This window comes from Shewanella sp. SM20 (genome assembly GCF_025654545.1).
GTDB classification, from domain to species: Bacteria; Pseudomonadota; Gammaproteobacteria; order Enterobacterales; family Shewanellaceae; genus Shewanella; species Shewanella oncorhynchi.
In genome coordinates this window covers 39,033-65,875 of record NZ_JAKKRK010000004.1, presented here as the reverse complement: position 1 = coordinate 65,875, position 26,843 = coordinate 39,033, and the positions used below count along the sequence as shown (strand labels likewise).

The window sequence follows — 26,843 nt, the reverse complement described above, 5'->3', positions numbered from 1 at the left end:
TCGAAACTCGGTTTAAGTTAACAGCGGCAGAATATACTTAGCCTCAAACTCCGTTGCATCTAAGGGGCGAGAAAACAAATAACCTTGTAATACAGTACAATGGCGAGAAGTACAAAACTCAGCCTGCTCAATTGTTTCAACGCCCTCAGCTACTGATATGACATTAAACCCATGGGCGAAGTTAAGTAATGCAGCGAGCAAACGAGTGTCTTTATCATCCTTATCATAGGAAGCGACAAAGCTTTTATCGATTTTCAGCACGCTAATGGGAAATAATTTGATATGTTCTAAGGACGAAAAACCCGTCCCAAAATCATCGAGGGCAAAACGCACCCCTAACTCTGCGATTCTATCGAGCATTTTGGCATGTTCATGGGGATCTTCAATAAGGCAATTTTCAGTAATTTCAAGCTCTAATGCTACAGCAGGAAGTCCTGTCTTAGTCAGCGTACTCGCTATTTTATCAAACAGGTTCTCATTTCCAATTTGCGATGCAGACAGGTTAACGGCAATGGTGAATTCTCTCCCTGTCGGCTGTAATTGGGTTAGCCACACCTGTGCCTGAGTACAAGCTTGTTCAAGCACCCAATCATCAATGTCCTCCATTAATCCAATTTCTTCGGCTATGGGTAAAAATTGATCTGGGGCGATAATGCCATCTACAGGATGCTGCCATCGGATAAGGGCTTCCATCCCCACCAACTGATGGGTTTTCGCATTCACTTGCGCTTGATAATGAACCTTAAATTCATTTCTTTTTAAGGCAATACGCAAACTCGACTCGATATGATTACGGTAACGCACCTCTTTATCTAAAGCTTCTGAGTAGAACTGAATCTGGTTTCGGCCCATTTTTTTAGCGCGATACATGGCAATATCGGCACATTTCATCAGCTCAGAACTATTCGAAGCCGCTTCATTATAAAAAGCCACACCGATACTAGCACCAATAAGCACATCGTTATCACCGAGACAAAATACGTCCTCAAACACTTTGAGCAATCGATTAGCCACAATCATAGGGAAATATTTATAATCATTATCAGTGACTAACACGACAAATTCGTCCCCACCTAAACGGGCAATAATGTCGCCATCTCGTAGTACTTCACTTAATCGAGCGGCTACTTTAACTAAAAGAATATCCCCCGTCTGATGGCCTAGAGTGTCATTGATCGCTTTAAAATCATCTAAATCGAGCAAGATAACGGCTAAATAGTCGTGACAACGTTTGGCCCTTGCTATCGCTCGATTAAGACAAAGTTCAAAACCATAGCGATTAACCAGCTTAGTCAACGAATCGTGTTCAGCTAGCTCTTTTAGTTTTTGGTGACTATTACGTAACGCCAACGCCATTGAAGATCTTTGTTTCGCATAACGAATTGCACGGGTTAGTATCCGCGAGTTGACCTCATCTTTAAGCAAGAAGTCCTGTGCCCCTAGTTCAATACAGCGCTGAGCCAGTTTCTCATCTTCATAGCGACTCAGCATAACGACTACGGTCTGATCTTGCGTCATGGCATTGAGCTTGATCAACACTTCTAAGCCATTAGCATCGGGTAATAAATAATCCAATAGAATACCGTCAAAATGACGTTCTAATGCGAGATTTAAACCATCAAATGCACAATTTGCTTCGACCACATTAAAAGTCAACTTTGACTGTCTGAGTGCTCGGATGATCGCAGTTCTATCAACTTCATCATCATCTATCAGTAGTAAATCCATATACTCACCTTATGCGGATGGGAGCTCCACTATTCGCCAGTAACCTTCAAGCATATTAAAAATATTGTTAAAACCGTCTTTCATATCAGTTTTAACCATGTAACCAGCCACATGATGGCTATAGGCTTTCATCCTATCTTCATCGGTACTCGACGTGGTGAGCATAAAAACGACAGACGAAGAAAGAGAAGGATCTGAACGTATTCGCTCAAGGAACTCAAATCCATTCATTCTTGGCATATTAAGATCCAGCAAAATAAGATACGGACCTTTGATCGTGTCTAAACTCGTTAGAATAGTTAATGCTTCGATCCCATCCCGAGCACGCACTAAGGGATTGAGTAACCTCAATTGTCTCATCGCCCGCTGCACGGCCATGTAATCCACGTCATCGTCATCAACCAATAAAATGGTGACCTGTTGATAGTGATTTTCTGCGCTCATAGAAGCTCCTTTTTCACTATTTTCTTAGGCCAACTAAAGCAAAAACAACAACCTCGGCCCTGCGATTTGAGCTGAATCTCTCCACCTAAACTTTCAACCGTTTTTCTCACAAGTGATAATCCTAAACCACTGCCTTCAACTTCATCCCTTGGTTTAAGTGTTTGAAACATCTCGAAGACTTTTTCATGATATGAGCTTGATATCCCCGGACCATCATCTATCACACTGAATCGATACTGCTGATCAACCGCATCACATGAAACCGTAATCACACCTGTACCTAAGTCATGGTGTTTTATGGCGTTACTGATTAAATTTCGTATAACTAATTCCAACAATGGTCTTACGGTATAAAAATTCGGAAATTCACCTTTTAGGACTAATTCAAATCCCTGTGGCGGCGCGACGAGCGCAAACATGTCTTCAACCAGTTGCCGACTTTTCACTTCAGTGGTTTCGGTATCGACACGACCAATCCGAGAAAACATCAATAGTCCATCGAGTAATAACACCATTCGATGAATACGACTTTGGATAAGCCCTAGGTATTTCTGTACATTTTCATTAGTGTTATCGACTAAATCCTCAGATAACCAAGAGGTTAGCTGCTCGATACCACGTAAGGGGGATTTCAAATCATGGGAAGCAATATAGGCAAACCTGTCTAATTCTTGATTAATACGCTCAAGCTCAAGCATATGTTCTGCACGCTGAACTTCAATGCGCTTACGTTCAGAGACATTGTTAATTGTCGCGAGAATAGAAATGCCATTACTAAAATGAATAGGCGTCAACCCCACTTCAATTGCGAGTCGACTGCCATCTTTACAACAGCCAAACAGGTCATCCCGCATCGACATATTTTTCGCAATAGGCTGCACTAAATAGTTACTCATGTGCTGCTGATGAGCATCCCTTAGGGTTTCGGGCAATAACATATTGATGGAACGACCGAGTAACTCGTCTCTGGTATAGCCGAACAAACGTTCAGCATGGGTATTCACTAAAGTAATAAATCCAGATTTATCCACCATAAATAGCGCACTTGGAGAGGCTTCAATTACTAATCTAAAGCGTTTTTCGTTAGCAATTAACTCTGAAGTCAGTAAAGACTCCTTATATCGATTACGCGCCATAATTAACACTGAGTAAAACAATGCCAAAATAAAACCACAACCGATAAATTGGAGCCACATACCTTGGGTCTGTTCCGCTCTCGAGATAAAACGCGATTGTGATGAAATGTCTAAGCGCCACAACTGCCCTCCAACTAAGTCAGTCTGTGAGTGATAAAACACATCCTGCTCATTCGGGGCCACTTTGCTGCTGGTAAACATTAGACTGTCAGCGCTTGCCTGCGGACTTTCATAAATGGCAAGTTTCAAGCCTGAGAATCGCTCCCCCATAATCCCTTGCATGAGGTCATCCATCCTAAACGCTGCATACACAAGTCCAAACACGTGCTGTTTACGCTCAGCCTCTGTTGTTGTGGTGCCTTGATAAAGCGGTAAATACATTAAAAAGCCCGCTTTCGCATCATCAGAAGTATCTTGAACTAATACGACTTTGCCAGAAACTGTCGGCAGTCCAGTGGTAATAGCGCGAGTGATGGCTTTATATCGATTAGACTCGGAGCACATGTCATAACCCAAGGCTCTTTGATTACGCCAATCAAAGGGTTCTAAGTACACAATCACGCAATACTGATCACGCGTTCCTTCTGGGTAAACTTTATAGTCTTTAAAACCTTCAGCTTGAACTTGTTGGATGTGCGCACTTAATGCTTCAGGTTGAAGTAACTGAGCATAGCCAAAACCTTGAAAACCTGGGTAATACTCAGATAAATGAGCATTGATGACATAAGTTTGCCATTCCTGACGTGTCACATTACTCGAGGATAATAATAAGCCAACGCCACCACGTAAGACTTGCTCATAGGCAAGCATTCTGCGATTCACGGCTTCTGTTAATTCTTGAACGCTATTTTCGAAACGCTCTTCACCTCTATCCCTAAGATAGTGCTCAAGCACATACCAAGAGATCCCCATGAAAAGTAAGGCAGCCACTATCATCAGCCAGCTAGAGCTCAGCACGCTAAAGTAGATATTATTAGATGGGGGGAGTGATTTAGAAAACTGATCCTTGTCCATGTAAGCCAATTCCCTAGCAAACGATTAACAACAAACACAGGTACAAGTGTTGTTGTAATTATGACTAAATTCAAGTTTATCCTACTATTTAACTCGGAATTAACGCGAATATATCTATGACGATACCGTGCTCTTAATCACAAAATAAGCAAAAACTAAATTAATCAAATATTCAATTGCAGTCTAGTGCCTACGCAAAACAGCGGTAAGCTGAATCATCCGACTCACGGGAAGAATTTTTCACCCTAACTCACAAAATTATTTGCTTTTCTACCATACTCTTTTTAGTTAGAAAGTCGTTAGGAACAACAAGAGGAATTCGTTATGGCTCATATTACTGAAGTCGTGCCCAACGATACTGAACTTGAGGCAATGACCACACCAAGAAACAGCAAAGCCGCCGAGGCAATGCAGCATAGACGCGAAGTCAAAAAGCGTTTAGAAGACTACCTCGAGCGGGCGGAGTTAAAACGTGCATTAGGAGATGACGATTTTTTCTAGCCAATTCTATCTCGCTATCTAGTGGTCAAAATGATGGGATGATGATCTCAGTCGGTGATCATTTGTTTCGAACTCACTGAGTTTTGGCCCACTAAAATCGAATATCTCACCCAGCCAATAATGCTGGGTGTGACTCTGCTTTAGCTCACTAACCTCCAGATTTAAAATCGCGTCATCACAGTCATTTTTACCACTCTTGTCGGCTTGAGTTTTGATTAACAAGCATTCAGCCTTAACACACTCAAATAACTCATCGCTGTCATGCTTTGCTCCAATCAATCTATTTCTATATCAAGAACAAAGCAGCTTTAATGTCATATCAATAAAATATTATTAAACAGATGGTTACTTATTTATGTCCCATAGACATAGCGCTAGAATTGTAACAAGTGCACCAAAATGATTCACAAAATCGATAACAGCTAATTTATTTAATCGGTATATTTCTCAGCTAGCCTGCGAATCAATATGAATAAATGAGGTTTAAGGCTATGATTAGCCACATCTCTCTCGCTGAAATTACCTGCAGGATATACGGGAATGTCTGAGTCGTTAGCCCAATATCAACAAGATCTACGCCGTTTTTCCGATGAATTAATTCGCATTCAAACGCCAATAAAAATCTTAGATGCCATTAAATGGCCGCGGGAAATGGAAGAGCGTTTTCTATCCAATAAGGGCACGGTACTTCCGGCTATCAAGCAAGAGTTCTATCAAAACATTGCTTTACCTTTTGATCCTGTTAAAACCCAAGCTGAGCTAGCCTCCCTAAAGCAGGACATCCATAGACGTTTGGGTAAACGAGACAAACTCGGCAAAATATTAGTGGCAAACGTCGATCAGTATCGCCTTGTCATCGATATGTTGGGGAACAGAGGCACGCCAACCTTTGGTAAGCTCAGCCAAGAATTGTACGGCAGTGCTAGCCATAAACTGCATGGCGATCGCCATACCTTGCGCCAGTTAGGCGATAAACTCAGCTACATTTTCTCGCTGCCCGCGGCGAGGCACATGAATAAACACCACCCTAAAATTATTAGCGCGCCAGAAGCGGTTAACGTGCTCAGCCAACGTTTAGAAAAGTACTTTCATAGCGATGATATGCGTGTACGCCTTAGTGACGGTATCGTCTCTGACGCTGCAGTCGGTGGCGACACTGTTAAGCTCAATAGCAAAGCAATGTTCAGCGAATCGGATCTTAATGTATATGAAGTTCACGAAGGTTGGGTGCATGTCGGCACAACGCTAAACGGCCGAGCTCAACCCCACGCCACTTGGCTCAGTGTCGGTTCTCCGCGCGTAGCAGCAACCCAAGAAGGTCTAGCCGTTTTACTGGAAATGCTGACGCTAAGCTCAAATCCAGGACGGGCTCGGCGAATTAGTGACCGTGTTGCCGCGGTCGATATGGCTGAAAATGGTGCTGACTTTATAGAGGTATTCAATTATTTCAGAGGATTGAATCTAAGTGCGACAGACAGTTACCGTGTCACTCAAAGGGTTTTCCGTGGGGGCATGGTGGAAGGCGGCAGTTTCTTCACTAAGGATATTTCCTATGTGCGTGGTTATGTGGAAAACATTAACTTTATCCGCAGCGCCATCACCTCAGGCCTTCCTGAACTCATCCCTATGCTATTCCTCGGTAAATTGGCGATCGAAGATATCCCCGTGTTATACCAAGCTTGCCAAGAGGGCATTCTGACTACGCCTAAATATCTACCGCCTATGTTTGATAACTTTAGTGGCCTTTATGCTTGGTTTGGTTTTGCATCAGGTTTAGCAGGAATCGATTTGAAAGGTGTACAGCGCCATTTCACTCGCTTATTTAAAGACGTACCGAATGTCGTCCCGACCTTTGAGTTACTCGATGATACTGAATTTGACAACAACTCTGACTAATACAGTAACCTGCTTGATTTAAAATAAAAAAGCTCACAACTATGTGAGCTTTTTTATAAAACTAAACGCTAATCTTCGATAGAAAAACCTTCACCATTACATTCAAAATACAACTCATCGCGAGCTCGCTTTGCCACACGTGTAGAAGATAATGGCATTTCCACCCAACTTTTGAACTTGCACTTTCAAATCTTTTAAGGCTTCCACACTAACTGCGGCAGCGCATTTAAATCCAATCGGTCACCCTGAGTCGCGATTGCTATAGCCTTTGGTTTAGTCTGAGGATCTTGGTTAATCACATCGACTAATCCATGCTGCGCCTCGGGTTCTCCATGGACTAAAATTAACGGCGGCTGGCCTTCAAAATGGTGATACCAACGTAATAACTCTGCTTGATCCGCATGGGCTGAAAGTCCACCCACTGTGTGTAACTTAGCCGCGACTTTAATGCTGTTACCATGAATAGACAGTTCTTCAGCGCCATCGACGAGGGCGCGCCCTGGTGTTCCAAGCGCTTGATAACCACAAATAATCACATCACATTCTGGACGCCATAGATTATGCTCTAAGTGGCTACGAATACGACCACCGTTACACATGCCACTCCCCGCAATAATGATCAATCCCTTATGCACGTCGTTCAGCGCTATCGACTCTTCGGTCGTTTGGATAAATTCGACATTTGACAACAGCGGATGCTGCCCAGGATGTTGGCGGGTAAAGCGTTTAAAGTCCTCATCCATCAGCGGATAATTATTAACGTAAACGCGGGTCGCCTCAATTGCCATCGGACTATCTAGGCAGATTTTCCAACGGCCGAGATCCCATTCTTTAGCATATAAATGAAATAGATATAATAACTCCTGTGCTCGTCCAACCGAAAAAGCAGGGAGCAATATATTGCCTTGGCTCTCGTTGACTGTCTTAGCAAAAATGGCTTTCAATTCGGCTAAGGTATCCGTCCAACTGCGGTGAAAACGATTGCCATAGGTGCTTTCCATTAAGACTAAATCTGCCGTATCCACTAAGGTAGGATTACGTAAAATCGGCATACCTGCACGGCCAAGATCGCCACTGAAGACGATTTTCTTCTGGGATTTGCCCTCACCTAACCACAACTCGACTAAGGCGGAACCTAAAATATGCCCTGCATCTGAGAGGCAAATATCCACATGGGGAATAACGCGAGTCACTTGACCATATTCCAATGGTACAAATTGAGTTATCGCGAGTTCAGCATCTTCAACGGTGAATAGCGGTTCTAGGGGTTCAAGATCATGTTTAGCACGCTTTTTATTGACTCTTTCGGTATCGCGGGTCTGCAGCATAGCCGCATCTTTGAGCATGATAGCGCACAGCTCTGCCGTGGCTTTATGGGTGTAGATAGGCCCATCAAAACCCGCTTTGACTAAGAGTGGTAAACGCCCAGAATGATCGATATGGGCATGGCTAAGCACGACAGCAGAAATAGACTCAGGATCAAATGCGAAGGGATCATGATTACGCAACTCATCAGATTTACCGCCTTGGATCAAACCACAGTCGAGCAATAAGTGTTCATGATCAACCGAGAGTAAATGACACGAACCTGTCACTTCCTCTGTCGCCCCTAAAAACTGCAATGTCATTCGCATGGTGTCCCTCCAAGGTGTTTATCTCATATAAAGATAGACTATGCCCTTATTCCTAAAACAAAAAGGATTAATTAGTCACGTGCGAGCAATGTCAACTTTAGCTGTAATGCTTAGTCATCAATAACCTAACAATGGGTACAACTGACCTTGACGTACCGTTTTGCCAGCGTTAGCAATAGTGCCATCGCGCAGCCATTGTTCGAGCAAGATCTGCAAAGGCTGTTTGACTTCTGCCGCCGTCATTCCAGCGCTAATACTTGGGCTATAGAGTAATTTAAGCAAAATGAAATCGAGTCCGGTAAGTAAGTCCTGCGGGGTTTTGTCGTTAAAAATGGAGGGAAATACTTTCTCTGAATCATTGGGTAAACCAAGCACTTGGGTAATCTCTTCCACTACGCAAGCCACTAACTTACCGTGCATTTTGGCTTGATCTACAGGAATAATAATCCAAGCACGTTCAATCTCTTGCCGTGAATTGAGAGCAAACTTTGCCATACACACAGAGCCATGGACATTTTTCGCCGAGCTAGGTCCCATTAAGCGCATCACCTCACTTGCCCATAGGGATTGACGGGTAAACACTAAGTGCAGATTCGCCTCTGAGAGCGTATCGACCCGTTGAATATCGAGGCCGGTGATCTGGCCTAAGTGTGTTAAGTGCATCAACACTAATTGAGTGTGCAGCGCCTTATCACCCACTTGATGCTCAATAAACACTCGTACCGGTATGCGCCACTTACGCACGCTATGTTTAGCAAGGTCATACTCATTTTGTAGGGCGACTTCACTAAATGCTTGGGTGATATAAGCGGAGTTTTTCCAATCCGTAGCGGGCGTTAATACTTGGGTTAATTCGGGAGATGTTTGAGCAGCAAACAAAGGCAAAGCGAATAAACTTAGCGTTAGAAAAAGCCCTAAACGAAACAGACGTGCAGTAAAAAATAACCAACTGTAGAAACGTGTTAATACCCTAAGCCACTTTTGCATTGGCACTCATCCCGCAACTTGACGAGGTCACTGAATCAAAATCATAGCAGTGATACTGATAAAAGAAGTCGAAATCTGCAAACAATCTCCTACGACATAGACTTAATAAACTCGCCCAGATAATGCAATGCCGACTAAACCGTAGCCAATAAAACCCCATAATAAAATGACTACACAAAGAATCAATGCATTGTTTTTAAACACATTATATTTAACGATCATTAATCGTATACTGATGATATTACACCACCATTGCCAAGGATTCAGGATGACAATGGTGTGCATTTTTAGCTTAAGCGCTTTCTAACGAGCATAATCCGTGCAACTATTCAGCGAGCTCTAGTCCCTTAACCACCCCTCAACTTCATCGCGCGTCGGTACTGAGCCGCTATGTACGAGCTCACCATCGATCACTACCGCTGGAGTTTTCATCACTTTAAATTTCAATAGGCTTTGAGGATCTGTGTCCTTTTTTACAATAACATCCACACCCATTTCTTCTGATATGTCCGCAATCATCTCAGCGGTTTTGCTACATTTAGCGCAACCACTGCCTAATACTTTGACTTGTTTCATGTTACTTCCTCAACGAACTGTGCTGCAAAATTAAAAATCTCAACCTACTGTCATACTCGCAGCCACATATAGCAAGGTAAATTTCCAGCCAAGCAAACTCATAGACAAGAGTATGGCAACATCTATAGCTCAATTCAGGCCACAATAAGATAACTGCATTATTAGTTGCATTGCATTGATTGCTATTAATTTCTATATATAAATATAAACAAATATTTATAAACCATCTGTTATAAACACTACCAAAAACTAAAAAAGTACAGCCTAGTTTTTCATAAAATCACAATACTTTAGTTAATTTCACAACTCACAAAAAATAATCTTGATAACACAACAAATATTAATACAACCTAAATTAGATGTTTGGTGAATATAGCTAAAACAATCAATATTTTACTTGATTATTATTTAGGTATTTCCCCGTCATCATTTATCCACACATCTCGTGACGCATATCACTTATTACAACATTTAAGATTGATCCTACATCACTAAACACTAGTATCTGCTATGTTGCGGCTGCGACACGATTTATCAACATATTATAACAATGCGGAAACCTCCCTATGACCTGGACCCAAACATACACGCCACTCGGTAGCTTGTGGCTAACCGCAATGGTTGCTTTACTGCCTATTGTGTTTTTCTTCCTAGCCTTAACTGTGTTAAAACTTAAAGGCTATATCGCTGGGGCATTAACCTTATTAATTGCCTTAGCAGTCGCGATACTCGCCTACAAAATGCCTATTAGTATCGCGCTTGCTTCTGCTATATATGGTTTTAGTTATGGGCTATGGCCAATTGCTTGGATTATTATTACCGCAGTATTTTTATATAAAATCACCGTTAAAACAGGTCAATTTGAGGTTATTCGCTCGTCAGTCATCTCAGTCACGGAAGATCAACGATTACAAATGCTATTGGTTGGCTTTTCATTTGGAGCCTTCCTCGAAGGTGCTGCGGGTTTTGGTGCACCTGTTGCTATTACAGCTGCGTTACTTGTCGGGCTTGGATTCAATCCATTGTATGCAGCAGGACTTTGCTTAATCGCAAATACGGCACCCGTCGCCTTTGGAGCTATGGGTATCCCAATTATCGTAGCGGGTCAGGTTTCATCACTAGATCCATTCCATATTGGACAACTCGCTGGCCGTCAGTTGCCAATATTATCGATTATTGTCCCCTTCTGGCTCATCGCCATGATGGATGGCATCAGGGGAATACGTCAAACTTGGCCCGCAACATTAGTAGCAGGCGTTTCATTTGCGATAACCCAATTTTTGACCTCAAACTTTATCGGCCCCGAATTACCCGATATTACTTCGGCGTTAGTCAGTCTAATTTGTTTAACGTTATTTTTAAAAGTCTGGCAACCAAAAGAAATATTCACTTTCTCAGGAATGAAACAAAGAGTTACTACCCCTAAATCTACTTTTTCTAATAGCCAGATATTTAAAGCATGGTCTCCCTTTATTATTCTAACGGCGATTGTAACCCTGTGGAGTCTTAAAGATGTACAACTGGCATTAAGTTTTGCCACTATCAGTATTGAAGTACCTTACTTACATAATCTCGTTATCAAAAGTGCACCTATTGTCGCTAAGGAAACCCCTTATGCAGCAATATATAAACTTAATTTATTAGGCGCTGTTGGAACAGCCATTTTAATCGCAGCAATGATCTCAATTGTGGTCCTTAAAATGTCAGTAAGTAATGCACTGACATCCTTTAAAGACACTTTAATTGAATTAAAATTCCCGATATTGTCGATTGGATTAGTATTAGCATTTGCCTTTGTCGCTAACTATTCAGGTCTATCTTCAACCTTAGCACTCGTGCTCGCAGGTACTGGCGTAGCATTCCCCTTCTTCTCACCATTCTTAGGTTGGTTAGGTGTGTTTTTAACAGGTTCAGACACCTCATCAAATGCCCTATTTGGCGCGCTGCAAGCCAATACAGCAAACCAAATAGGTGTAACACCGGAGTTATTAGTCGCCGCAAACACTACGGGAGGAGTAACGGGCAAAATGATTTCGCCACAATCTATTGCCGTTGCTTGCGCTGCAACGGGATTGGCTGGTAAAGAGTCAGATCTTTTCCGCTTTACGCTAAAGCACAGTCTATTTTTCTGTACTTTCATTGGCGTGATCACAGTACTCCAAGCATACGTAGTCCCTTGGACATTAGTGTTTTTCACTAAATAAAGCGATATCTAAGATATATTAAAAGCCGAGTGATAAACCACTCGGCTTTTTAGATCGAAATGGATATAAAACTCACTCTGCGATGAAGTTAAAATGGGTTCAATTAAGCAAAGTAGCAAGGCAGCTTTATTAATCCCAGTGAAGTCATACAATCAAAGTCTAGGTTGTCATTCTTGTCGTAGATAACTACTCGGTACATTGATGACAAATGCAACTTAAGCCAGCAACTTTGCCTTATCCTTACCTAATATGCACTTGAGCACTAGGTAATTAGAGGCATGGTCTGATCTAAATATCGTCTGTTCTAATTCAAAATGATCCAATAAGGTATGCATTTCTTGGAAAAAAACCATTTGATCCGGCAACTGAAATTGCCCGCCAAATACCGCGTCCATTCGCTCTGTGCCTAAGGGTAAAATCACTACTAAAGTAGAAAGATAATCCGGCTGGGCAGCATTCATTAGCGTAGCCGAATTAACTGCATGTTGCTGCGATAACGCGATGCCGCCTAAGCAATCGAGGATCATCACAGATGACTTTATTCCCGCGGCGCTTAAGTAGCGCCGCCGTATTTGACCTTAAAATAAAAAACGCCCGATAGGGTGCATCAGGCATTTTAGGAGTAAATAAGCTTCAGCTGATATCGGACAAGACGCTTAGAAGTGACTTATCCAGTTACACGAAACAAGCTAGCTTTGTGCGCAGCTAAAGTAGAGGCATGCTTATAGACTAAAGGTGCGAGATGTTATTTCTTGCAACGTCCTATATTGGAACCAGTAGATGTGACTTTGTTACACTCCTTGGCGACCTTCTTTTCGGAAGTGTTAACCACGGTCGAGTTAGAGTCAGCATCACTTGTCGATGCACAACCGCTTAAACCGAGAAGCGCAAGGGGGATAAGTGTCATTGTCCATTTTTTTAGCATTGTATACATCCATGAGTTAATTATTGTTTGACAATTTGTTGTTGCAGCGTAAAGAAATAAGCTAACCAATAAAATCTCCTGATACAATGCTATAAACTGCAAAACCAATGTAAATTAATACCTTCTGCTGACGATATAGCTTTATTAAGCGATATAACGGTAAAAACTTAAACAATCACTTGATGATAGGTTTCCACATGGTATGACTCGACTAATTCGGGCATAACTTGGTGGAAATAGTGTTGAATTGCATCTTTAGCGCAGTGCTCATCAAAGGCGGCAATATCGACAAACTTCTCTACAAACGTCACACGGCGTGGTTCATCACGGCTCACATTGAGTTCGTAACGAATACAACCCGCTTCGCGGCGCGTATCAGGAATAAGGCTCGCGAGCGCCGCGATCAACGCTTCGGTTTTGCCCTCTTTAGCCAGAAAACTCGCCACGCAGGCAATTTGCTGTTGATTGATTTTATAGTCCGTTGAAGTCGACATCTCAGTTCCTTATTGGCTTAATGTTGAATGTTTATGTGCCTAGCTTTTGTTGATCGCTTATGTTGATAATTGATGTAGATAACTCATATTGATAGCCGCTTATGCTGATTGGTAGCGCATATCTAAATGGGGAATACCATCTTCTAAATACATCTCAGAGCAGGCGACAAAGCCGAGTTTTTGATAGAAAGCTTTGAGGTAATCTTGAGCACCGATTTGGATCCCCGCATCGGGCCAAGTCGTCAGTGCAGATTCAATGGCGTGCTGCATTAAAGGCATGGCTAGCCCTTTGCCTCGACCCGCTGGCGATACCACCACACGGCCGATACTCGCCTCTGGATAACTCAATCCCGGCGGCAAAATACGCGCGTAGGCAAGCAGTTCCCCGTCTGGCGATAAACCGATCAAATGCTGGGTTTCTGGATGCCTATCCTTATCGTCAAGCTCTGGATACGCACAGGCCTGCTCTACCACAAACACATCGACTCTTAGCTTCAATATGTCATATAGCCTATTGGCATTTAATTGATTAAATGTAAGATTTTGCCACTGCAAACGATATCCCTCTGCAAATCATCGAAAAAGAACTTTGAGTCTACCACAGCATAAAGACCATAAAAAAGCGCCTTAATCCGCGAGGACTAAGGCGCAAAGCTGTTGCGCAAACCAATAGATCTGGGGAAATCTATGGCGACAACAGGATAACGAAAAACGTTATTACTCAACCATGGCATCGTGGGCCACAGGCCCTGTCGGTTTACGGATCAGCAGCACAGCGAATACGGCGATGAGTAGCAGAGCGCCCATGATGTAAAACACATCGTTATAGGCCTGAATATAAGCTTGCTGACTCATGGTTTTGCCCAGCAAGGCTTTCGCCTGCGCGGCGGCGGTATAGGGATCAGAACCTCCCGCCTGCAACATACTTGCGCTTTGGGTTAAATAATCCTGTGCTTGCGTGCTCACTGCGGGTAAAGATTCCTTAATCTGAGCCAAATGCCCGCGCGACAAAGTGTCAGTCAGGGTCGCCACCAGCGCGATACCAAAAGCACCACCTAAGTTACGCATCACGTTTAATACCGTCGATGCCGAGGCATTTTCATGGGGTTTTAAATGCATGGTCGCAAGCATTCCAATTGGCACCAGAATAAAAGGCTGACCTAATGCCCGTACTACTTGCGAAGCGATCATCTGCGGTCCGGCATAATCTGCGGTCATCTGGCTATTCATGTAATAACTAATGGCGAACATTAAAAAGCCAAAAGCAGCGAGATAACGACTATCGAAGCGCTCCATCAATTTCGGCACTAAAGGCAAGACCAATAGCTGCGGAAATCCCATCCACATAATCACACCACCAATTTCTAACGGTGTGTAATCATGGACTTGTGATAGATAAAGCGGGATCAAATAAATAGCACCGAATAATGCCATGCCCAGTAAAAAATACGCCACGGTAGAGAGCACAAAATCACGCTTACCGAGCAGGCGCAAATTCACTAACGGCTCTTTACGCCTTAACTGGATCCAAACAAATAACACCAGATTCACGACGGCAATAATGGCCAGATTACGAATGAGTTCTGAACCAAACCAGTCCTTGCGGTTACCTTCTTCGAGCACCACTTCAAGGCAACCCATCCCCAGCGCCATAGTGACTATGCCCGCCAAATCGATATTCTTTAGTTTATCCCAAACGACCGACTGCTTCTCTAAACCGTAGGCCAACATCGCCATGACTAACAAACCCGGTGGCACATTGATATAAAACAGATAATGCCAGCTAAATTGCTCGGTCAACCAACCGCCTAAGGTCGGGCCGATTGAAGGCGCAAAAGTCGCCGTCACGCCAAATAACGCCATGCCGACGGCACGTTTGTTATCGGGTAAAAACTCAAGGATAAGCCTAAAGGCCAGCGGAATTAGTGCGCCACCAAAGAAACCCTGTAGCGCCCGAAAGGCGATCATGGCCTCTAAGTTCCACGCGATTGAACAAAGCACAGAAGCAAAGATAAAAGCAGCCGTGGTCCATAACAGATAACGCCTGACCGACAATCCCGTGCTGAGCCAGCCAGAGAGCGGGATCGCGATCATCTCAGCAACCAGATACGCAGTTGAAATCCAGCTGCCTTCTTCGAGCGTTGCCCCAAGACTGCCTTGAATCTCCTTCATCGATGCATTGGTGATTTGAATATCGAGGATCGCCATAAAGGCGCCGATCAAACCACCAAATACCGCAATCCATGAACGGCGACTGCCACGCTCATAATCAGTAGGCTTTCTAGGTACACTGATGCCCTGCGCCTCCATATCGGCAGACGCAGTGATAGAGCCAGTTGCGCTCATACTAACGACCTGTATTTGCAGCGATTGCCGATGTTGATGACTCAGATGCCGTATCCACTTTCACGACTGCACTTAAGCCCGGTAGCATGTGTGCTTCTTCGTCAGATAAATCTAAGCGAATACGCACGGGAATACGCTGGACGATTTTAGTGAAGTTACCTGTGGCGTTTTCCGCAGGCAGTAGACTGAATTTGGCTCCGGACGCCGGTGACAGACTATCGATAACACCTATAAAGGTTTTGTCGGGAAACGCATCGAGACTGACCTGCACCGACTGTCCTGGTTGCATATGTTGGATCTGGGTCTCTTTAAAGTTCGCCGTGATCCACACTGCCCCATCCGGAACCAAACTGTAGAGTGCTTGGCCGGGTTGCACATACTGCCCCACCATAGCGCCACGTTTACCAATCACCCCTGAAAAAGGTGCGGTCACGCGGGTATCATTTAATTGAATTTTCGCCAGTTCTAAGGTCGCATCGGCCTGCTCTACTACTGAGCCCGCCTGATCTAATTGGGCATTAAAAACTGCTAACTCCCGTTGCTTTGCCACTAGCACGGCTTGAGCTTCATCGAGACGGGCGGCGGCAGAATCAAATCCGGCCTGTAGTTGGTCGACATCATCTTGGGAGCTGTAATTACTGACTTTGAGCTTTTTCGAACGGCTCAATTGTTGTTGTGCCCGTATTTTATCGGCCTTTGCCGCTACCACGCCTGCGCTGGCTTGAGTGATTAACGCCCGTTGCAACTCCACCTTTGCGGCTAAGGTTTGCAAGTCCGCCTTCGCACTCGCCTGTGAGGCTTCAGCTTGACTCACTTTGGCACTAAATTGGTTATCTTCTAGCTGAGCTAATAACTCACCCTTTTGCACATGCTGGTTATCGGTTACATCGCTTAACACAACGTAACCGGGCACTTTCACGCTGATATGGGAAATATCGGCCTCAACATAAGCGTTATCCGTGGTTTCGATAAAACGTACCTGTGTCCACCAGTAATAACCGCCTCCCGCAACTGCAGCGAGTAACAGTGGAACGGCGATAATGAGTTTACTTTTGGACATGAATGACTCCTTGATTAGTGCTATCTAGTGTACTACTGTCTCACTAAATTTATTAGTCAGTAAAAAATCAATCCACTGTTTCACAGGTGTAACAATGATGGATCTCAATCGCGTACAAATTTTCGCTCAAGTGGTCGAGCAAGGTAGCTTTACTGGCGCAGCTAAAGCCCTTGGGCTCACTAAGGCAACCGTCAGTCGCAAGATAGCCGAGCTCGAAGCCGATACCGGCACACAACTACTTTTTCGCACCACGAGAGCCCTAAAACTCACCGAAGCAGGATCGAGTTATTACAACAGGATCAATAAGATCCTCAGCGATCTGCAGAGCGCCGAAAATCAGCTCAGCGCCCAACAGCAATTGATTAAAGGCAATCTAAAAATTGTCTGCCCAATTGAATTAGGCCAATTGTTTTTAGGGCCGATTTTCGCGCAGTTTTTAACGCTTTATCCCGAAATCACCATAGAGGCTGAACTCACCAATCGAAAGGTTGATGTGATAGAAGAAGGCATAGATCTGTTATTTCAAATTGCCGATTCTGGCGACACTCGCTTGCAAAGCTATGCCTTAGTCAACGCCCATAAATCGCTTATGGCAAGCCCAGCTTATTTAGCTGCCCATGGAACACCCAAAGTGCCACAGGACTTAGCCAAACATAAAGCGATTCGCTTGCAGTCGGCGCATATTGAAGGTGCGTGGAAATTATTCGATGGCAAAACTTGGATTGTCGCCGAGCCCAAGACTCAACTGACGGTAAACAATGTCACCCTCGCTCGCGAGGCCGCCATAGCGGGGCTTGGGATCACAGCAGTGCCATCCATCATAGCCCAAGTCGCATTAGAAAAAGGCGATTTAATCCCGCTACTAGATGACTATCCAATGGTGCAAACTAAGGTAGTGCTTAGCTATCCACAGCGGGCGTATCTACCGCGAAAATACCGCGTCTTTATCGAATTCATCTATAGCTCCCTATTTAAACGTTGGGGATCGCAAGTCTTAGAAGTCCCTGATTTTATCGGCCATGCCGATCTAGATGAATAAATCGAACACCCAAAACAGTAACAATTGTTACTTTGTAAAGTGTAAATCATTGCCTTGAGGATAAATCCTCTATGTCAGAATTGCCTTAATCCATAAGCCCCTATAAGCTTGGCAAGGTAACAGGCTGCAAAAGACCTTAGGTTTTCCTGATACAGTTTGCACAATAAAATTTAACATTTAATCTCAATTTTGGAGGAAACCTAATGAGCTTAATTAAAGAGTTCAAGGCTTTTGCGTCCCGTGGCAATGTGATCGACATGGCCGTTGGTATTATCATAGGTGCCGCATTCGGCAAAATCGTCTCGTCCTTCGTGGCCGATGTCATCATGCCACCGATTGGTATCATCCTAGGTGGTGTGAATTTTAGTGATTTGAGCATAGTGCTACAAGCAGCTCAAGGCGATGCGCCTTCTGTGGTCATTGCCTATGGCAAATTCATTCAAACTATTATCGACTTTACGATTATCGCCTTCGCCATTTTTATGGGTTTAAAAGCCATTAACACCCTAAAACGCAAGGAAGAAGATGCGCCTAAAGCGCCACCAGCACCGACCAAAGAAGAAGAGTTGCTGTCTGAAATCCGCGATCTATTGAAAGCTCAACAAGAAAAATAATCTCAAACTTAAGTGTCACGCATAAAAAACCCATCTCTAGAGATGGGTTTTGTTTTTACATCAGCGAGATAAGTGATTACTCAGCTTCAACATGCACAGTTTCACTGTAATCTTGCACGACTTCTGCCACCCGAATGCGATAAGAGTTAAACAAACAAGGCACTATACCCGTTTGCTCGGCAATACTGTGGGCCATCTGATTGCGCCATTGGGTAATAGAGGCTTGGTCCTCCCAGAACGACAGGCTCAGTACTTTGCCATCGTCGGTTAAGCTCTGAAAACGTTCGATCGAGATCAGCCCCGTACGACCTTCTAAATATTGGCGCATTTCAGCCGCCACGTGCAGATACTCTTCCTTCCCTTCCTTTGTCGGGATGACTTCAAAAATTACCGCGATCATAATGTTCTCCAGAAATGAATGTCCTTAATGTCGACTCTAAGACTAGCCCATCTATCACTCTTTAGCTCACTGATTTTTAGAGTTTTAGTCAATGTGATAACCCTGTCTACAACGAAGGCAATAACCCGAAACATAACAAGTTATTGCCCACGATGACGGCTTACCTGTGGCTAATCTGTAGCGAATCAAGCTCATCAATGCGCTTATCGCCGCGATATAACCAGCGATACAAGGTCGGCAAGACGAGTAAGGTCAGCGCCGTCGAGCTAAACAAGCCACCGATAATCACCACTGCCAAGGGCTTTTGGATCTCACTGCCAACACCCGATGACAATAAAATCGGGATCAAACCTAAGGCCGAGGTCAGTGCCGTCATCAATACCGGGCGCAAACGCCCCACTGTGCCCTCATAAACACAATCATAGAGTGCTTCGCCGCTTTGCCTGCGCTGATTAATCGAATCCACCAGCACCACACCGTTGAGCACCGCTACCCCAAATAGAGTGATAAAGCCAATAGAGCTAGGCACAGATAAATAAGTACCACTGACATACAGGGCCACTATGCCGCCAATCAAAGCTAAGGGCACGTTCGCCATGATGAGCAACACTTGCTTGAATGAACCAAAGGAGAAGTACAACAACAAGGCAATCAAAGCGATAGAAATCGGTACCACTAGCATCAACCTTTGCTGCGCTCGCTGCTGATTTTCATACTGGCCGCCAATGATCACTGTATATCCCGCTGGCAAATCCGCCTTTGGCACTAGGGCATAAATATCTTTTACAACCGAGCCCATATCGCGTCCCGCCACGTTGGCCTGCACCACAACACGGCGCTGCACATCGTCACGGCGAATATTCGGCGGCGCCATTTCCACTTCGACGCTGGCGACTTCCCCTAAGCGCACTGTGGCGCCATTTGTACCACTGAGTAATAAGTCTTTAATCGCATCAGGGCTTTGGCGAAACTCGGCCGCGAGTCGCACATTGATGTCGTATCTGGCATTGCCATCGATCACTTGCCCTGCACTCGCGCCGCCAATGCCTTGGCTGACGAGGCTCATCACTTGATCGACACTGATGCCGTAACGCGCCAATAGCTCGCGTTTGGGGCGCACGACTAATTGTGCCTCACCGCTCACTTGCTCAAGCGACACATCCACGGCGCCGGGGATTTTCGCAACGAGATCGGTAAGTGCTTGGCCTTTCTGTGATAATACAGCTAAATCAGGGCCGAAGATTTTAATCGCTAGCTGGGCTTTTACCCCCGAAAGTAATTCATCTACCCGAGTCGCAATCGGCTGCGAAAAGGTCAACAAGAGTCCGGGGAACACACTGAGCTTTTCCTCCATCAAGCGTTGCAGTTCCAAGCGCGAGCTTGCCGACTGCCACTCTGCTATCGGTTTTAAGCCAATATAGACTTCAATATTACTCACAGGCTCGGGATCGCCGCCCAGTTCAGGCGCACCAATGCGGCTCAGGGCATATTCCACCTCGGGAAATGCTAGCAAAATAGCCTCAAGCTTAGGTGCGACTTGGAGCGAAGTGCCTAAACTCGCCGTCGGTGCCAGCGTCACCCTCAAGTTGATCGTGCCTTCCTCCAGTTCAGGCACAAATTCGGTACCCAGCCTTGGTAGCAATAATAGACTCAAGCCGAACATCACCAAAGCGCTGAGCATCACCACCTTTGGCCTAGCAAGCGTTGCCGTCAGTAACTTGCGATAAGCAGCATCCAGTGGCGCTAAAATCACACTTTGTTTAAGCAGCACACCGCGCTTGAACAGATACACGGCAAGGGCTGGCACGGCAATCAGCGCCACCAGCAAGGCCGACATCATTGCCAAAATAATACTGACCGCCATCGGCTGGAACAGCTTGCCTTCAACCCCTTCGAGGGCAAATAACGGTGCAAATACGACGATAATAATGGCGGTGGCGAAGAAGATTGGACTACACACCTCTTTTGCCGCGAGCATGATCCGAATAACCATATTCGATTCGCTGACATCCCCACTGGCTTTAGCGCCATCCTCCTCACTGTGATAGGGATCGTCCTCACCATCGGCACGCGCCCTCGCCTCAGGTAAATGGCGGCGATCCGGTTGGGTTAAGTGTTTGAAAATATTCTCTACCATCACCACAGAGCCATCGACTAACATACCAATCGCAACTGCTAAGCCGCCGAGCGACATCAGGTTTGCCGACAAGCCATAATAGGACATCACCATAAGTGCGAGCCCGATAGACACAGGAATCGACAGCAGCACCAGCAAGGTCGCGCGGATATTGACGAGGAACAACGCCAAGATCACCACGATAAACACAAAGGCCATTAGCAGCGCATCGCGCACTGTGGTCACAGCCTTATCGACCAGATCCGCTTGGTCGTAAAACACCTCAAAGGACACGCCATCGGGCAAGGCCTGCTCGATAAGGCTCACCCGCGCACCAATATCGTCAATCGTCGCCTTAGTGTTTGCCCCCATGCGTTTGAGCACGACACCAGCCACCACTTCACCGAGATTTTGCACTTGGCCCGATTCATCGCGGCGCGTCATAGTCACAGCCCCGACACGGATCTCGCTGCCGAAATCCACCTGAGCGATATCGCCAATACGCACTGGCGTACCGCTGGCTTCGGTCAGAGGGATCTGCGCGATCGCCGCTAATCCCGCGTCTCCTGCGGGCAACATGCCATAGCCGCGCACCACAAGTTGCTCTTGGCCTTGGTCCATAAACCAACCGCCAGCGTTGCGGTTATTGCTCTCTAGCGCTTCGGTCACCTGCGCCATAGACAAGCCATAGGCACGCAGTTTATTCGGGTCGACCTGCACTTGGTATTGGCGCACATCGCCACCAAAAGACAAGACTTCAGTCACGCCGCCCACGGGCATCAATATCAACTTCACCAGATAATCATTTAAGCTACGCAATTCGGCGGCATTAATGCCAGAGTCAGGTTCTGCACGCAGAATATACTGATAAATCTGCCCTAATCCCGAAGTATTGGGGCCGATTTCAGGCACTCCGACGCCGCTTGGGATCATCTCCCGCGCCGCCTGCAACTGTTCAAACACTTGCTGACGGGCGAAGTAAATATCCGTCCCCTCGGCAAATACCACAGTCACAATCGACAAGCCAGTGCGCGATAACGAGCGCACCTCAGTCACCGCTGGCAAGGCGTACATGGCCGATTCCACCGGATAACTGATGAGTTTTTCCACCTCTTCAGCGGCTAAGCCTTCGGCCGCAGTATTGATGGTCACTTGCACGTTAGTCACATCAGGAAAGGCATCGAGATTCAACTTAGGCAGCATGGCCACACAGCCCACAATCACGGCGAGCAGAGCCAATACCACTAACAGCCGATTTTTAATCGCGGCTTCGATTAACTTTTGCAACATAGAAAATCTCCAAAATGAGGGCGCTCATATTAGTGGGCGTGAATATCAAAGCCCGCTTTCGCCTGCTCGGATGCCAAGAAGAACGCGCCAGCCACCACAACCTTGAGCTGTGCCTGTTGGGCTTTTTCAAGCTCAGGTCCACGCACTAGACTCAGGCCACGTTGACGCTGCACCACTTCTACCTCAATGGACTCGAAGCCATCCTCATCTTGAATAAAAATCTGCCAGTCGCCATCGCCGCCACGGGTCAGCGCCGCATCGGGCAGCACTATGCCACTGCCGTTTGGATCGGTAGTAGAGCCAGCAAAGTACAATTCAGCAAATTGCCCCGCATGCAACACATGATCAGGATTGGGCATACTCACCAGCACTTGCTCGGTGCGCGTTACGCTGTCGAGTTCATGGGAGCGACCGATTATCTTACCTGCCAACGTCTTATCCCCTACTTGCACTAAAGCTGAACTGCCAACCTGGATATGCGTAGTTTGAGTTGGGGTTAACTGCGCCTCGACCCATAAATAGGATTCATCGGTCAGTTGCATTAAGGGCGTGCCCGCGCTAAACACTTGACCTAGCATGGCGATATCCTGCTGCACTCGGCCGTCAATTGGCGCTAAGAGTTGATAACTGCCTATGGCTTCTGGCGTCGATTCCAGTGCACGAATTTGCGCAGGCGTCATCTTAATTGCCTCTAAAATCGCCCGTTTAAGTTCGGCATCCACCTGCGCCTGCATCCGCCGACTGACGCTAACCGCACCTTCACTCATGCGTTTGACTCGACTCCATTCGGCAGCGGCATTAATGTAGTCCGCCTGTGCCTGCGCAACGGCTGAGCCACCCAAGGTAAGTAAAGGCTCACCTTTTTTCACTTCTTGTCCCGGCACCACATGGCGCGCCAACACACGCACATCGAGCTGCGGCGCAAGGGTCGCGGTTCGATCGCGATCCACCACTAAGGTCGCCGTCGCCCTAATATCGAGATTCAAATTGGCTAGGTTCAAGCTATCGCTCGACAAAGGTAACAAGCTAATCCCCGCCAAGGCTTGCTGCGCTTCGGTCAATTTCAGCGCCTGTTCGCCGTGTTCATCCGCCGGCGCCGTTTGCGTTACCGAATCGCCGCTTGCCTTAGCGATGGGTGCGTGATCACCGCCAGCCAATACAGGCTGAGCGAGAAATGCCAGCGTGCTCAGCACGAATAATGCGAGCGCGATTTTTGATAGGTTAAACCGACGCTTTTCAGGCGTCGTTACAGCATCCAGTTGAAGGATATTTTCGTGGTGAGTATTTGAATTCATTATTGTGACCTCATGGGTTTACTGTGCGTGCGGTGGTATTAGATGTTATCGAAGGGACTGAGTTGAGCTTTTCGATAAAAGGCATAAGCTGGCCGCTTTCGCCCATCCAAGTTAACCAACTTTGATAGATAGCCGTTTCTAGGTTTAAGCCCACCAAATAACTGGCGGCTAACTGACGACGGCTCTGTAAGTACTCACTCGTACTCACATCCCCCGCCTGCCATTGTTGGCTTAAGGATTTAGCGGCTTTAGCACCTGACACTTGCACTAACTCACGCCAGTCTTGGTAACGTTCAAGTAAACGCGGTAACGCATAGAGGAATTGTTTCTGCTTAGCGGTAAGCACTCGCTCACGGGCAAGATAGCCTTGCTCCGCGATAGCGATGCCCTTATCGGCTACGGCTTGTAACTCACTGTAGTTATTGCGAACTTGTAGAGGAATCGACACGCCGACACCGAGCTTATTGTCCGTGCCCTCCTTTTCAGCGCCTAGGCTAATAGTCGGGTCAGCTGAAGCTTCCGCTTTGACTTGCATGACATTAACTCTGGCGAGCAGCACTTGCTGATAAGCACTCGCCAGGGCTGGCAAGGCTGATTTAGAAGTGCCCAACTCGGCCGCTGGCGCTTGCTTAGCCTGAGTCACAAAGAAATGGATCTCCTTGATAAATTCACTAAAAGCGAAATTATTATCCCCAAGTAATTCAATTACTTTGCCATCGGCCACTAAGGCCACCTGCTCGGCTAAGGCGTAGTCGGCAGTATTAGAGGCGGCTTCGAGTTGTATCAATTGCAGCTCGACGTTGGATAAGTCCCCCGCCGCCAATCGCTGCTCAGCAATATTGAGCTGCGCCTTGGTGAACCTTAATTGCTGCTCGGCAAAGGTCAGCGCCTTACGGCTTTGCGCCTGTTCTGCCAAGGCCAGCAAGCGTTCGGCTAACATTTGGCTACGCTCTAACCCTATGTCCGCTAAAAGGATTTGCGCTTCAAGCTCGGCACGCTGCGTCGCCACGCCGCGCTTGTCGCCCCAATCGAGGGTTTGGCTCAGCCCTAAGCTATAAGCATCTGTATCAGCATTTTGATAATTAAGCCCAAGTTCTGGGTTATACACAGCGCGATCTGCCGCCTGAATGGCCAGTTTGGCCTGTTGCTGCCTTACAAGCTGTGCCTGAACTTCAGGTAACTGATTGAACTGTGTGAGTAACTCAGGCAACCATAGGCCAAAGTTGACATGTGCCGTGTCGGTTTCTTTGGCGGGTAAGCCCAGTGATTGCGCCTTAAATGCCTCAACTTCAGCGGCTTTGATTTCAGGGGCATTAGCTTCAGAGGCTTTGGTTTCAAGGACCTTGACTTCAAGGACATTGACTTCAAGAGAGTCATTTTCTGCCGCGAGGGCAAAGGCTACCAATCCGGCGGCCAATACTAATCCGCAGCTAAACAAGCCCGATCTAAACAGACAAACTAACGTACGGGCGAGAATCGTTTTTTTCATCGCAAATCCTAACAATATCGAATGTGGATCGGCTGACTTTTGCGCCCAAAGCGAAACGGCTAGATGTGAGCTTCATTTAAATAGCTCAATGCAAAGCAATCATATCGTTCTGGGCATGGCAAATAAGCGCCGATCGAATCATCCCGCCAAGCAATACAGTGCGCGGCTAAAAAGCCAATGACGGCTCCAACAGTTAACGCTGCGAGCATCAGTTCAAGCGTATCTTTTGGGGGATGAACATAACGGGCTTATCACGCGGCAAAATAGAATGAGATCCAATCAGATGAATCAATCGTCCTAGGCCGAGAAATAAGCCGAATATTAGAGAATTAAGCGATAGGAGGGCGGTATTTAGGTAAATTTTCAGGCGGAAAATAGGATACATCGGTAGGCAGATAGACGCTTTCTAACGCCTGTACAGGCTGACTCACTGCCTGAGATAACAACGCCACATGACCGCCATGGCATTGGCAGTCGAGGCATAGGTCAAAATCTTGTATTTCAGTGGTTTTCACTAAGTGGGAATGAAATCCGCTGCTTTGGTTTTCTCCCGTGTGATTACTGGTGACACCCGTGGAGTCCGCAAAGCCTAAGGCTTGCTCGCTTGGACAAACGCAATCGACACATTGGGCCAAAGTGGTCACTTGAGCGCTAAATTGCAGATGGGGATGATTCTCAGCTTCTTCCGCACCATTGCCCGCATGTAACTGATGCGCACCCATATTCGCGCCAGCAAATTGCAGCACGATAATGGCTATCAGTAGGGTCACCATTCGAGTAAAAAATGGCTTAGCGGTAGAATTCAAATATCACCTATAGCAAATAAAGGATAACGGAACATCTGACCCGTATGATAAACATAAGTTCACAGCTCGCAAGCAAAGTCTTTCAAGCTGTGATCTCTAAAGGCTAACGCTGACTTAAACACTCAGTGCTTATTTAAATGCACAGCACTTATTTAAATACACAGTGCTTAGCATAATCAGCGGCTTCGTTAGCAGTCCAATCGCCAGACGGCTTATTTTTCATCTGTTTACACCAAGCATCACTGCCCACTTCTGGCGCGCAGGCACTCAGTCCAGCGGTAAATGCCAACACTAACGCAATCGCACTGACCTTAGAAACTGTCAGTGAAGAAAAAGAGCGCGATTTCAATAATGACATACTTAATTCCTTGTAAATATGGCCTAAATTAGACCATTAAATATTCGAACGCTTAGTGATCCAAGCAATCGCTTTGGCTTTCTGTTCGAGTGGAAACCAAGCCACTTCGCCCTGCATAAAAGGCCCGAGTAAGCGCACCGCATTTCCCACCCAATCAGGGCCGCCCACAAACACTAAGGCTTCAAAATTCGGTAACTGGACTTCACCACTACCGGTCAGCGACTCAAATTCCCAGCCTTCGAGTAACACATCCGCCTCAATATACAGGCAAACTTGGCCCCAATCCTTACGATAACTCTTAATCGCTGGCTGTAAACGGGTCCGATAATCGGTGGAGGATAGTCGGCCACTGGCAAAAAGACTGATAACACCCTTAGCAATATCGGGGATTTGGCATAACATAGAGGCACTCCGAATCGAGAACACTTTTGCAGGCAATGGCTTTAGCCAATGCAGCGGCAAAGAATGCGCCCGATGATAACAAATCTATT

At 45.9% G+C, this 26,843-nt stretch carries 22 protein-coding genes and 1 pseudogene; 5 read left to right on the top strand and 18 right to left on the bottom strand.

The window, feature by feature from the left end; genetic code table 11:
* Positions 1–12: 12 nt before the first annotated feature.
* Genes L5M18_RS03005 through L5M18_RS02995 form a run of 3 tightly spaced genes read right to left on the bottom strand, consistent with a single transcriptional unit; the run spans position 13 to position 4,322 of the window.
* Positions 13–1,728 (bottom strand): putative bifunctional diguanylate cyclase/phosphodiesterase, encoded by a 1,716-nt coding sequence (locus L5M18_RS03005; RefSeq protein WP_263195918.1) that lies wholly within the window; start codon positions 1,726–1,728, stop codon positions 13–15.
* Positions 1,729–1,737: 9 nt separating this feature from the next.
* A complete protein-coding gene (locus L5M18_RS03000; RefSeq protein ID WP_263195917.1) occupies positions 1,738–2,172 on the bottom strand; it encodes a response regulator in 435 nt (144 codons plus the stop codon).
* Positions 2,169–4,322: a CHASE domain-containing protein gene (locus L5M18_RS02995; RefSeq protein ID WP_263195916.1), complete on the bottom strand. Its 2,154-nt coding sequence runs from the start codon at positions 4,320–4,322 to the stop codon at positions 2,169–2,171. The genes L5M18_RS03000 and L5M18_RS02995 overlap by 4 nt, the downstream gene beginning before the upstream one ends.
* A 324-nt stretch (positions 4,323–4,646) precedes the next feature.
* On the opposite strand from L5M18_RS02995, the gene L5M18_RS02990 reads away from it, so the two are divergent.
* Together L5M18_RS02990 and L5M18_RS02985 are read left to right on the top strand one after the other, a co-directional pair.
* Positions 4,647–4,823 carry a PA3496 family putative envelope integrity protein gene (locus L5M18_RS02990; protein WP_006079984.1) on the top strand — a complete coding sequence of 59 codons (177 nt, stop codon included), beginning with the start codon at positions 4,647–4,649 and terminating at the stop codon, positions 4,821–4,823.
* 540 nt (positions 4,824–5,363) lie between these two features.
* Positions 5,364–6,719 (top strand): flavohemoglobin expression-modulating QEGLA motif protein, encoded by a 1,356-nt coding sequence (locus L5M18_RS02985; protein WP_105250320.1) that lies wholly within the window; start codon positions 5,364–5,366, stop codon positions 6,717–6,719.
* A gap of 194 nt (positions 6,720–6,913) precedes the next feature.
* Here the strand turns inward: L5M18_RS02985 and L5M18_RS02980 are convergent, their stop codons facing one another.
* The 3 genes from L5M18_RS02980 to L5M18_RS02970 all read right to left on the bottom strand — a co-directional run bounded on the left by L5M18_RS02980 (position 6,914) and on the right by L5M18_RS02970 (position 9,916).
* Positions 6,914–8,353, bottom strand: a complete 1,440-nt coding sequence (locus L5M18_RS02980; protein WP_105250321.1) for an MBL fold metallo-hydrolase RNA specificity domain-containing protein — start codon at positions 8,351–8,353, stop codon at positions 6,914–6,916.
* Positions 8,354–8,470: 117 nt separating this feature from the next.
* Positions 8,471–9,340, bottom strand: a complete 870-nt coding sequence (locus tag L5M18_RS02975) for a DUF2927 domain-containing protein (protein ID WP_263145450.1) — start codon at positions 9,338–9,340, stop codon at positions 8,471–8,473.
* Positions 9,341–9,679: 339 nt separating this feature from the next.
* Positions 9,680–9,916 (bottom strand): thioredoxin family protein, encoded by a 237-nt coding sequence (locus tag L5M18_RS02970; protein WP_113939188.1) that lies wholly within the window; start codon positions 9,914–9,916, stop codon positions 9,680–9,682.
* Positions 9,917–10,482: 566 nt separating this feature from the next.
* Between L5M18_RS02970 and L5M18_RS02965 the strand changes: the two genes are divergently transcribed.
* The gene (locus L5M18_RS02965; RefSeq protein WP_113939189.1) at positions 10,483–12,120 is read left to right on the top strand and encodes a lactate permease LctP family transporter; all 1,638 of its coding nucleotides are present in this window, start codon (positions 10,483–10,485) and stop codon (positions 12,118–12,120) included.
* A gap of 215 nt (positions 12,121–12,335) precedes the next feature.
* Here the strand turns inward: L5M18_RS02965 and L5M18_RS02960 are convergent.
* From L5M18_RS02960 to L5M18_RS02940, 5 genes and pseudogenes are all read right to left on the bottom strand, one after another.
* Positions 12,336–12,677: pseudogene (locus L5M18_RS02960) on the bottom strand (radical SAM protein); the annotation flags it as partial.
* Positions 12,678–13,212: 535 nt separating this feature from the next.
* A complete protein-coding gene (locus L5M18_RS02955) occupies positions 13,213–13,539 on the bottom strand; it encodes a putative quinol monooxygenase (RefSeq protein ID WP_263145443.1) in 327 nt (108 codons plus the stop codon).
* Between the two features lie 99 nt (positions 13,540–13,638).
* Positions 13,639–14,094, bottom strand: a complete 456-nt coding sequence (locus L5M18_RS02950) for a GNAT family N-acetyltransferase (RefSeq protein ID WP_131524255.1) — start codon at positions 14,092–14,094, stop codon at positions 13,639–13,641.
* Positions 14,095–14,256: 162 nt separating this feature from the next.
* Positions 14,257–15,885, bottom strand: a complete 1,629-nt coding sequence (locus L5M18_RS02945; protein ID WP_263195915.1) for a DHA2 family efflux MFS transporter permease subunit — start codon at positions 15,883–15,885, stop codon at positions 14,257–14,259.
* Between the two features lies 1 nt (position 15,886).
* Positions 15,887–16,945, bottom strand: coding sequence for an HlyD family secretion protein (locus tag L5M18_RS02940; protein ID WP_263195914.1), 1,059 nt, complete (start codon positions 16,943–16,945; stop codon positions 15,887–15,889).
* A 94-nt stretch (positions 16,946–17,039) separates the two neighbouring features.
* On the opposite strand from L5M18_RS02940, the gene L5M18_RS02935 reads away from it, so the two are divergent.
* The gene (locus L5M18_RS02935; RefSeq protein WP_168827308.1) at positions 17,040–17,984 is read left to right on the top strand and encodes a LysR family transcriptional regulator; all 945 of its coding nucleotides are present in this window, start codon (positions 17,040–17,042) and stop codon (positions 17,982–17,984) included.
* Positions 17,985–18,187: 203 nt separating this feature from the next.
* Positions 18,188–18,598, top strand: coding sequence for a large-conductance mechanosensitive channel protein MscL (gene mscL, locus L5M18_RS02930; RefSeq protein WP_105250328.1), 411 nt, complete (start codon positions 18,188–18,190; stop codon positions 18,596–18,598).
* Between the two features lie 76 nt (positions 18,599–18,674).
* Here mscL and L5M18_RS02925 read toward each other — a convergent pair whose 3' ends face one another.
* The 7 genes from L5M18_RS02925 to L5M18_RS02895 all read right to left on the bottom strand — a co-directional run bounded on the left by L5M18_RS02925 (position 18,675) and on the right by L5M18_RS02895 (position 26,754).
* Positions 18,675–18,998 carry an antibiotic biosynthesis monooxygenase family protein gene (locus tag L5M18_RS02925; protein ID WP_113939195.1) on the bottom strand — a complete coding sequence of 108 codons (324 nt, stop codon included), beginning with the start codon at positions 18,996–18,998 and terminating at the stop codon, positions 18,675–18,677.
* 160 nt (positions 18,999–19,158) lie between these two features.
* Positions 19,159–22,404 carry an efflux RND transporter permease subunit gene (locus L5M18_RS02920; protein ID WP_263195913.1) on the bottom strand — a complete coding sequence of 1,082 codons (3,246 nt, stop codon included), beginning with the start codon at positions 22,402–22,404 and terminating at the stop codon, positions 19,159–19,161.
* 29 nt (positions 22,405–22,433) lie between these two features.
* On the bottom strand, positions 22,434–23,699 hold the full coding sequence (locus tag L5M18_RS02915; protein ID WP_263195912.1) for an efflux RND transporter periplasmic adaptor subunit: 1,266 nt from the start codon (positions 23,697–23,699) through the stop codon (positions 22,434–22,436).
* Positions 23,700–23,709: 10 nt separating this feature from the next.
* Positions 23,710–25,188, bottom strand: coding sequence for a TolC family protein (locus L5M18_RS02910; RefSeq protein WP_263195911.1), 1,479 nt, complete (start codon positions 25,186–25,188; stop codon positions 23,710–23,712).
* A gap of 329 nt (positions 25,189–25,517) precedes the next feature.
* On the bottom strand, positions 25,518–25,961 hold the full coding sequence (locus L5M18_RS02905; protein WP_131524257.1) for a hypothetical protein: 444 nt from the start codon (positions 25,959–25,961) through the stop codon (positions 25,518–25,520).
* Positions 25,962–26,142: 181 nt separating this feature from the next.
* Positions 26,143–26,352, bottom strand: a complete 210-nt coding sequence (locus L5M18_RS02900) for a DUF3012 domain-containing protein (protein ID WP_113939200.1) — start codon at positions 26,350–26,352, stop codon at positions 26,143–26,145.
* Between the two features lie 36 nt (positions 26,353–26,388).
* Entirely contained in the window at positions 26,389–26,754 is a 366-nt protein-coding gene (locus tag L5M18_RS02895) for an STAS/SEC14 domain-containing protein (protein WP_105250333.1), read from the bottom strand.
* Between the last annotated feature and the right edge of the window lie 89 nt (positions 26,755–26,843).

Bases quoted from the DNA above. Each gene is read 5' to 3' on its own strand.
- L5M18_RS02975 (WP_263145450.1), bottom strand. From the start codon at position 9,340: ATGCAAAAGTGGCTTAGGGTATTAACACGTTTCTACAGTTGGTTATTT.
- mscL (WP_105250328.1), top strand. From the start codon at position 18,188: ATGAGCTTAATTAAAGAGTTCAAGGCTTTTGCGTCCCGTGGCAATGTG.
- L5M18_RS02965 (WP_113939189.1), top strand. From the start codon at position 10,483: ATGACCTGGACCCAAACATACACGCCACTCGGTAGCTTGTGGCTAACC.
- L5M18_RS02945 (WP_263195915.1), bottom strand. From the start codon at position 15,885: ATGAGCGCAACTGGCTCTATCACTGCGTCTGCCGATATGGAGGCGCAG.
- L5M18_RS02915 (WP_263195912.1), bottom strand. From the start codon at position 23,699: ATGAATTCAAATACTCACCACGAAAATATCCTTCAACTGGATGCTGTA.
- L5M18_RS02985 (WP_105250320.1), top strand. From the start codon at position 5,364: ATGTCTGAGTCGTTAGCCCAATATCAACAAGATCTACGCCGTTTTTCC.
- L5M18_RS02925 (WP_113939195.1), bottom strand. From the start codon at position 18,998: ATGATCGCGGTAATTTTTGAAGTCATCCCGACAAAGGAAGGGAAGGAA.
- L5M18_RS02895 (WP_105250333.1), bottom strand. From the start codon at position 26,754: ATGTTATGCCAAATCCCCGATATTGCTAAGGGTGTTATCAGTCTTTTT.
- L5M18_RS02955 (WP_263145443.1), bottom strand. From the start codon at position 13,539: ATGTCGACTTCAACGGACTATAAAATCAATCAACAGCAAATTGCCTGC.
- L5M18_RS02980 (WP_105250321.1), bottom strand. From the start codon at position 8,353: ATGCGAATGACATTGCAGTTTTTAGGGGCGACAGAGGAAGTGACAGGT.
- L5M18_RS02910 (WP_263195911.1), bottom strand. From the start codon at position 25,188: ATGAAAAAAACGATTCTCGCCCGTACGTTAGTTTGTCTGTTTAGATCG.
- L5M18_RS02900 (WP_113939200.1), bottom strand. From the start codon at position 26,352: ATGTCATTATTGAAATCGCGCTCTTTTTCTTCACTGACAGTTTCTAAG.
- L5M18_RS02905 (WP_131524257.1), bottom strand. From the start codon at position 25,961: ATGGTGACCCTACTGATAGCCATTATCGTGCTGCAATTTGCTGGCGCG.
- L5M18_RS02970 (WP_113939188.1), bottom strand. From the start codon at position 9,916: ATGAAACAAGTCAAAGTATTAGGCAGTGGTTGCGCTAAATGTAGCAAA.
- L5M18_RS02990 (WP_006079984.1), top strand. From the start codon at position 4,647: ATGGCTCATATTACTGAAGTCGTGCCCAACGATACTGAACTTGAGGCA.
- L5M18_RS02935 (WP_168827308.1), top strand. From the start codon at position 17,040: ATGATGGATCTCAATCGCGTACAAATTTTCGCTCAAGTGGTCGAGCAA.
- L5M18_RS02940 (WP_263195914.1), bottom strand. From the start codon at position 16,945: ATGTCCAAAAGTAAACTCATTATCGCCGTTCCACTGTTACTCGCTGCA.
- L5M18_RS02995 (WP_263195916.1), bottom strand. From the start codon at position 4,322: ATGGACAAGGATCAGTTTTCTAAATCACTCCCCCCATCTAATAATATC.
- L5M18_RS03005 (WP_263195918.1), bottom strand. From the start codon at position 1,728: ATGGATTTACTACTGATAGATGATGATGAAGTTGATAGAACTGCGATC.
- L5M18_RS03000 (WP_263195917.1), bottom strand. From the start codon at position 2,172: ATGAGCGCAGAAAATCACTATCAACAGGTCACCATTTTATTGGTTGAT.
- L5M18_RS02920 (WP_263195913.1), bottom strand. From the start codon at position 22,404: ATGTTGCAAAAGTTAATCGAAGCCGCGATTAAAAATCGGCTGTTAGTG.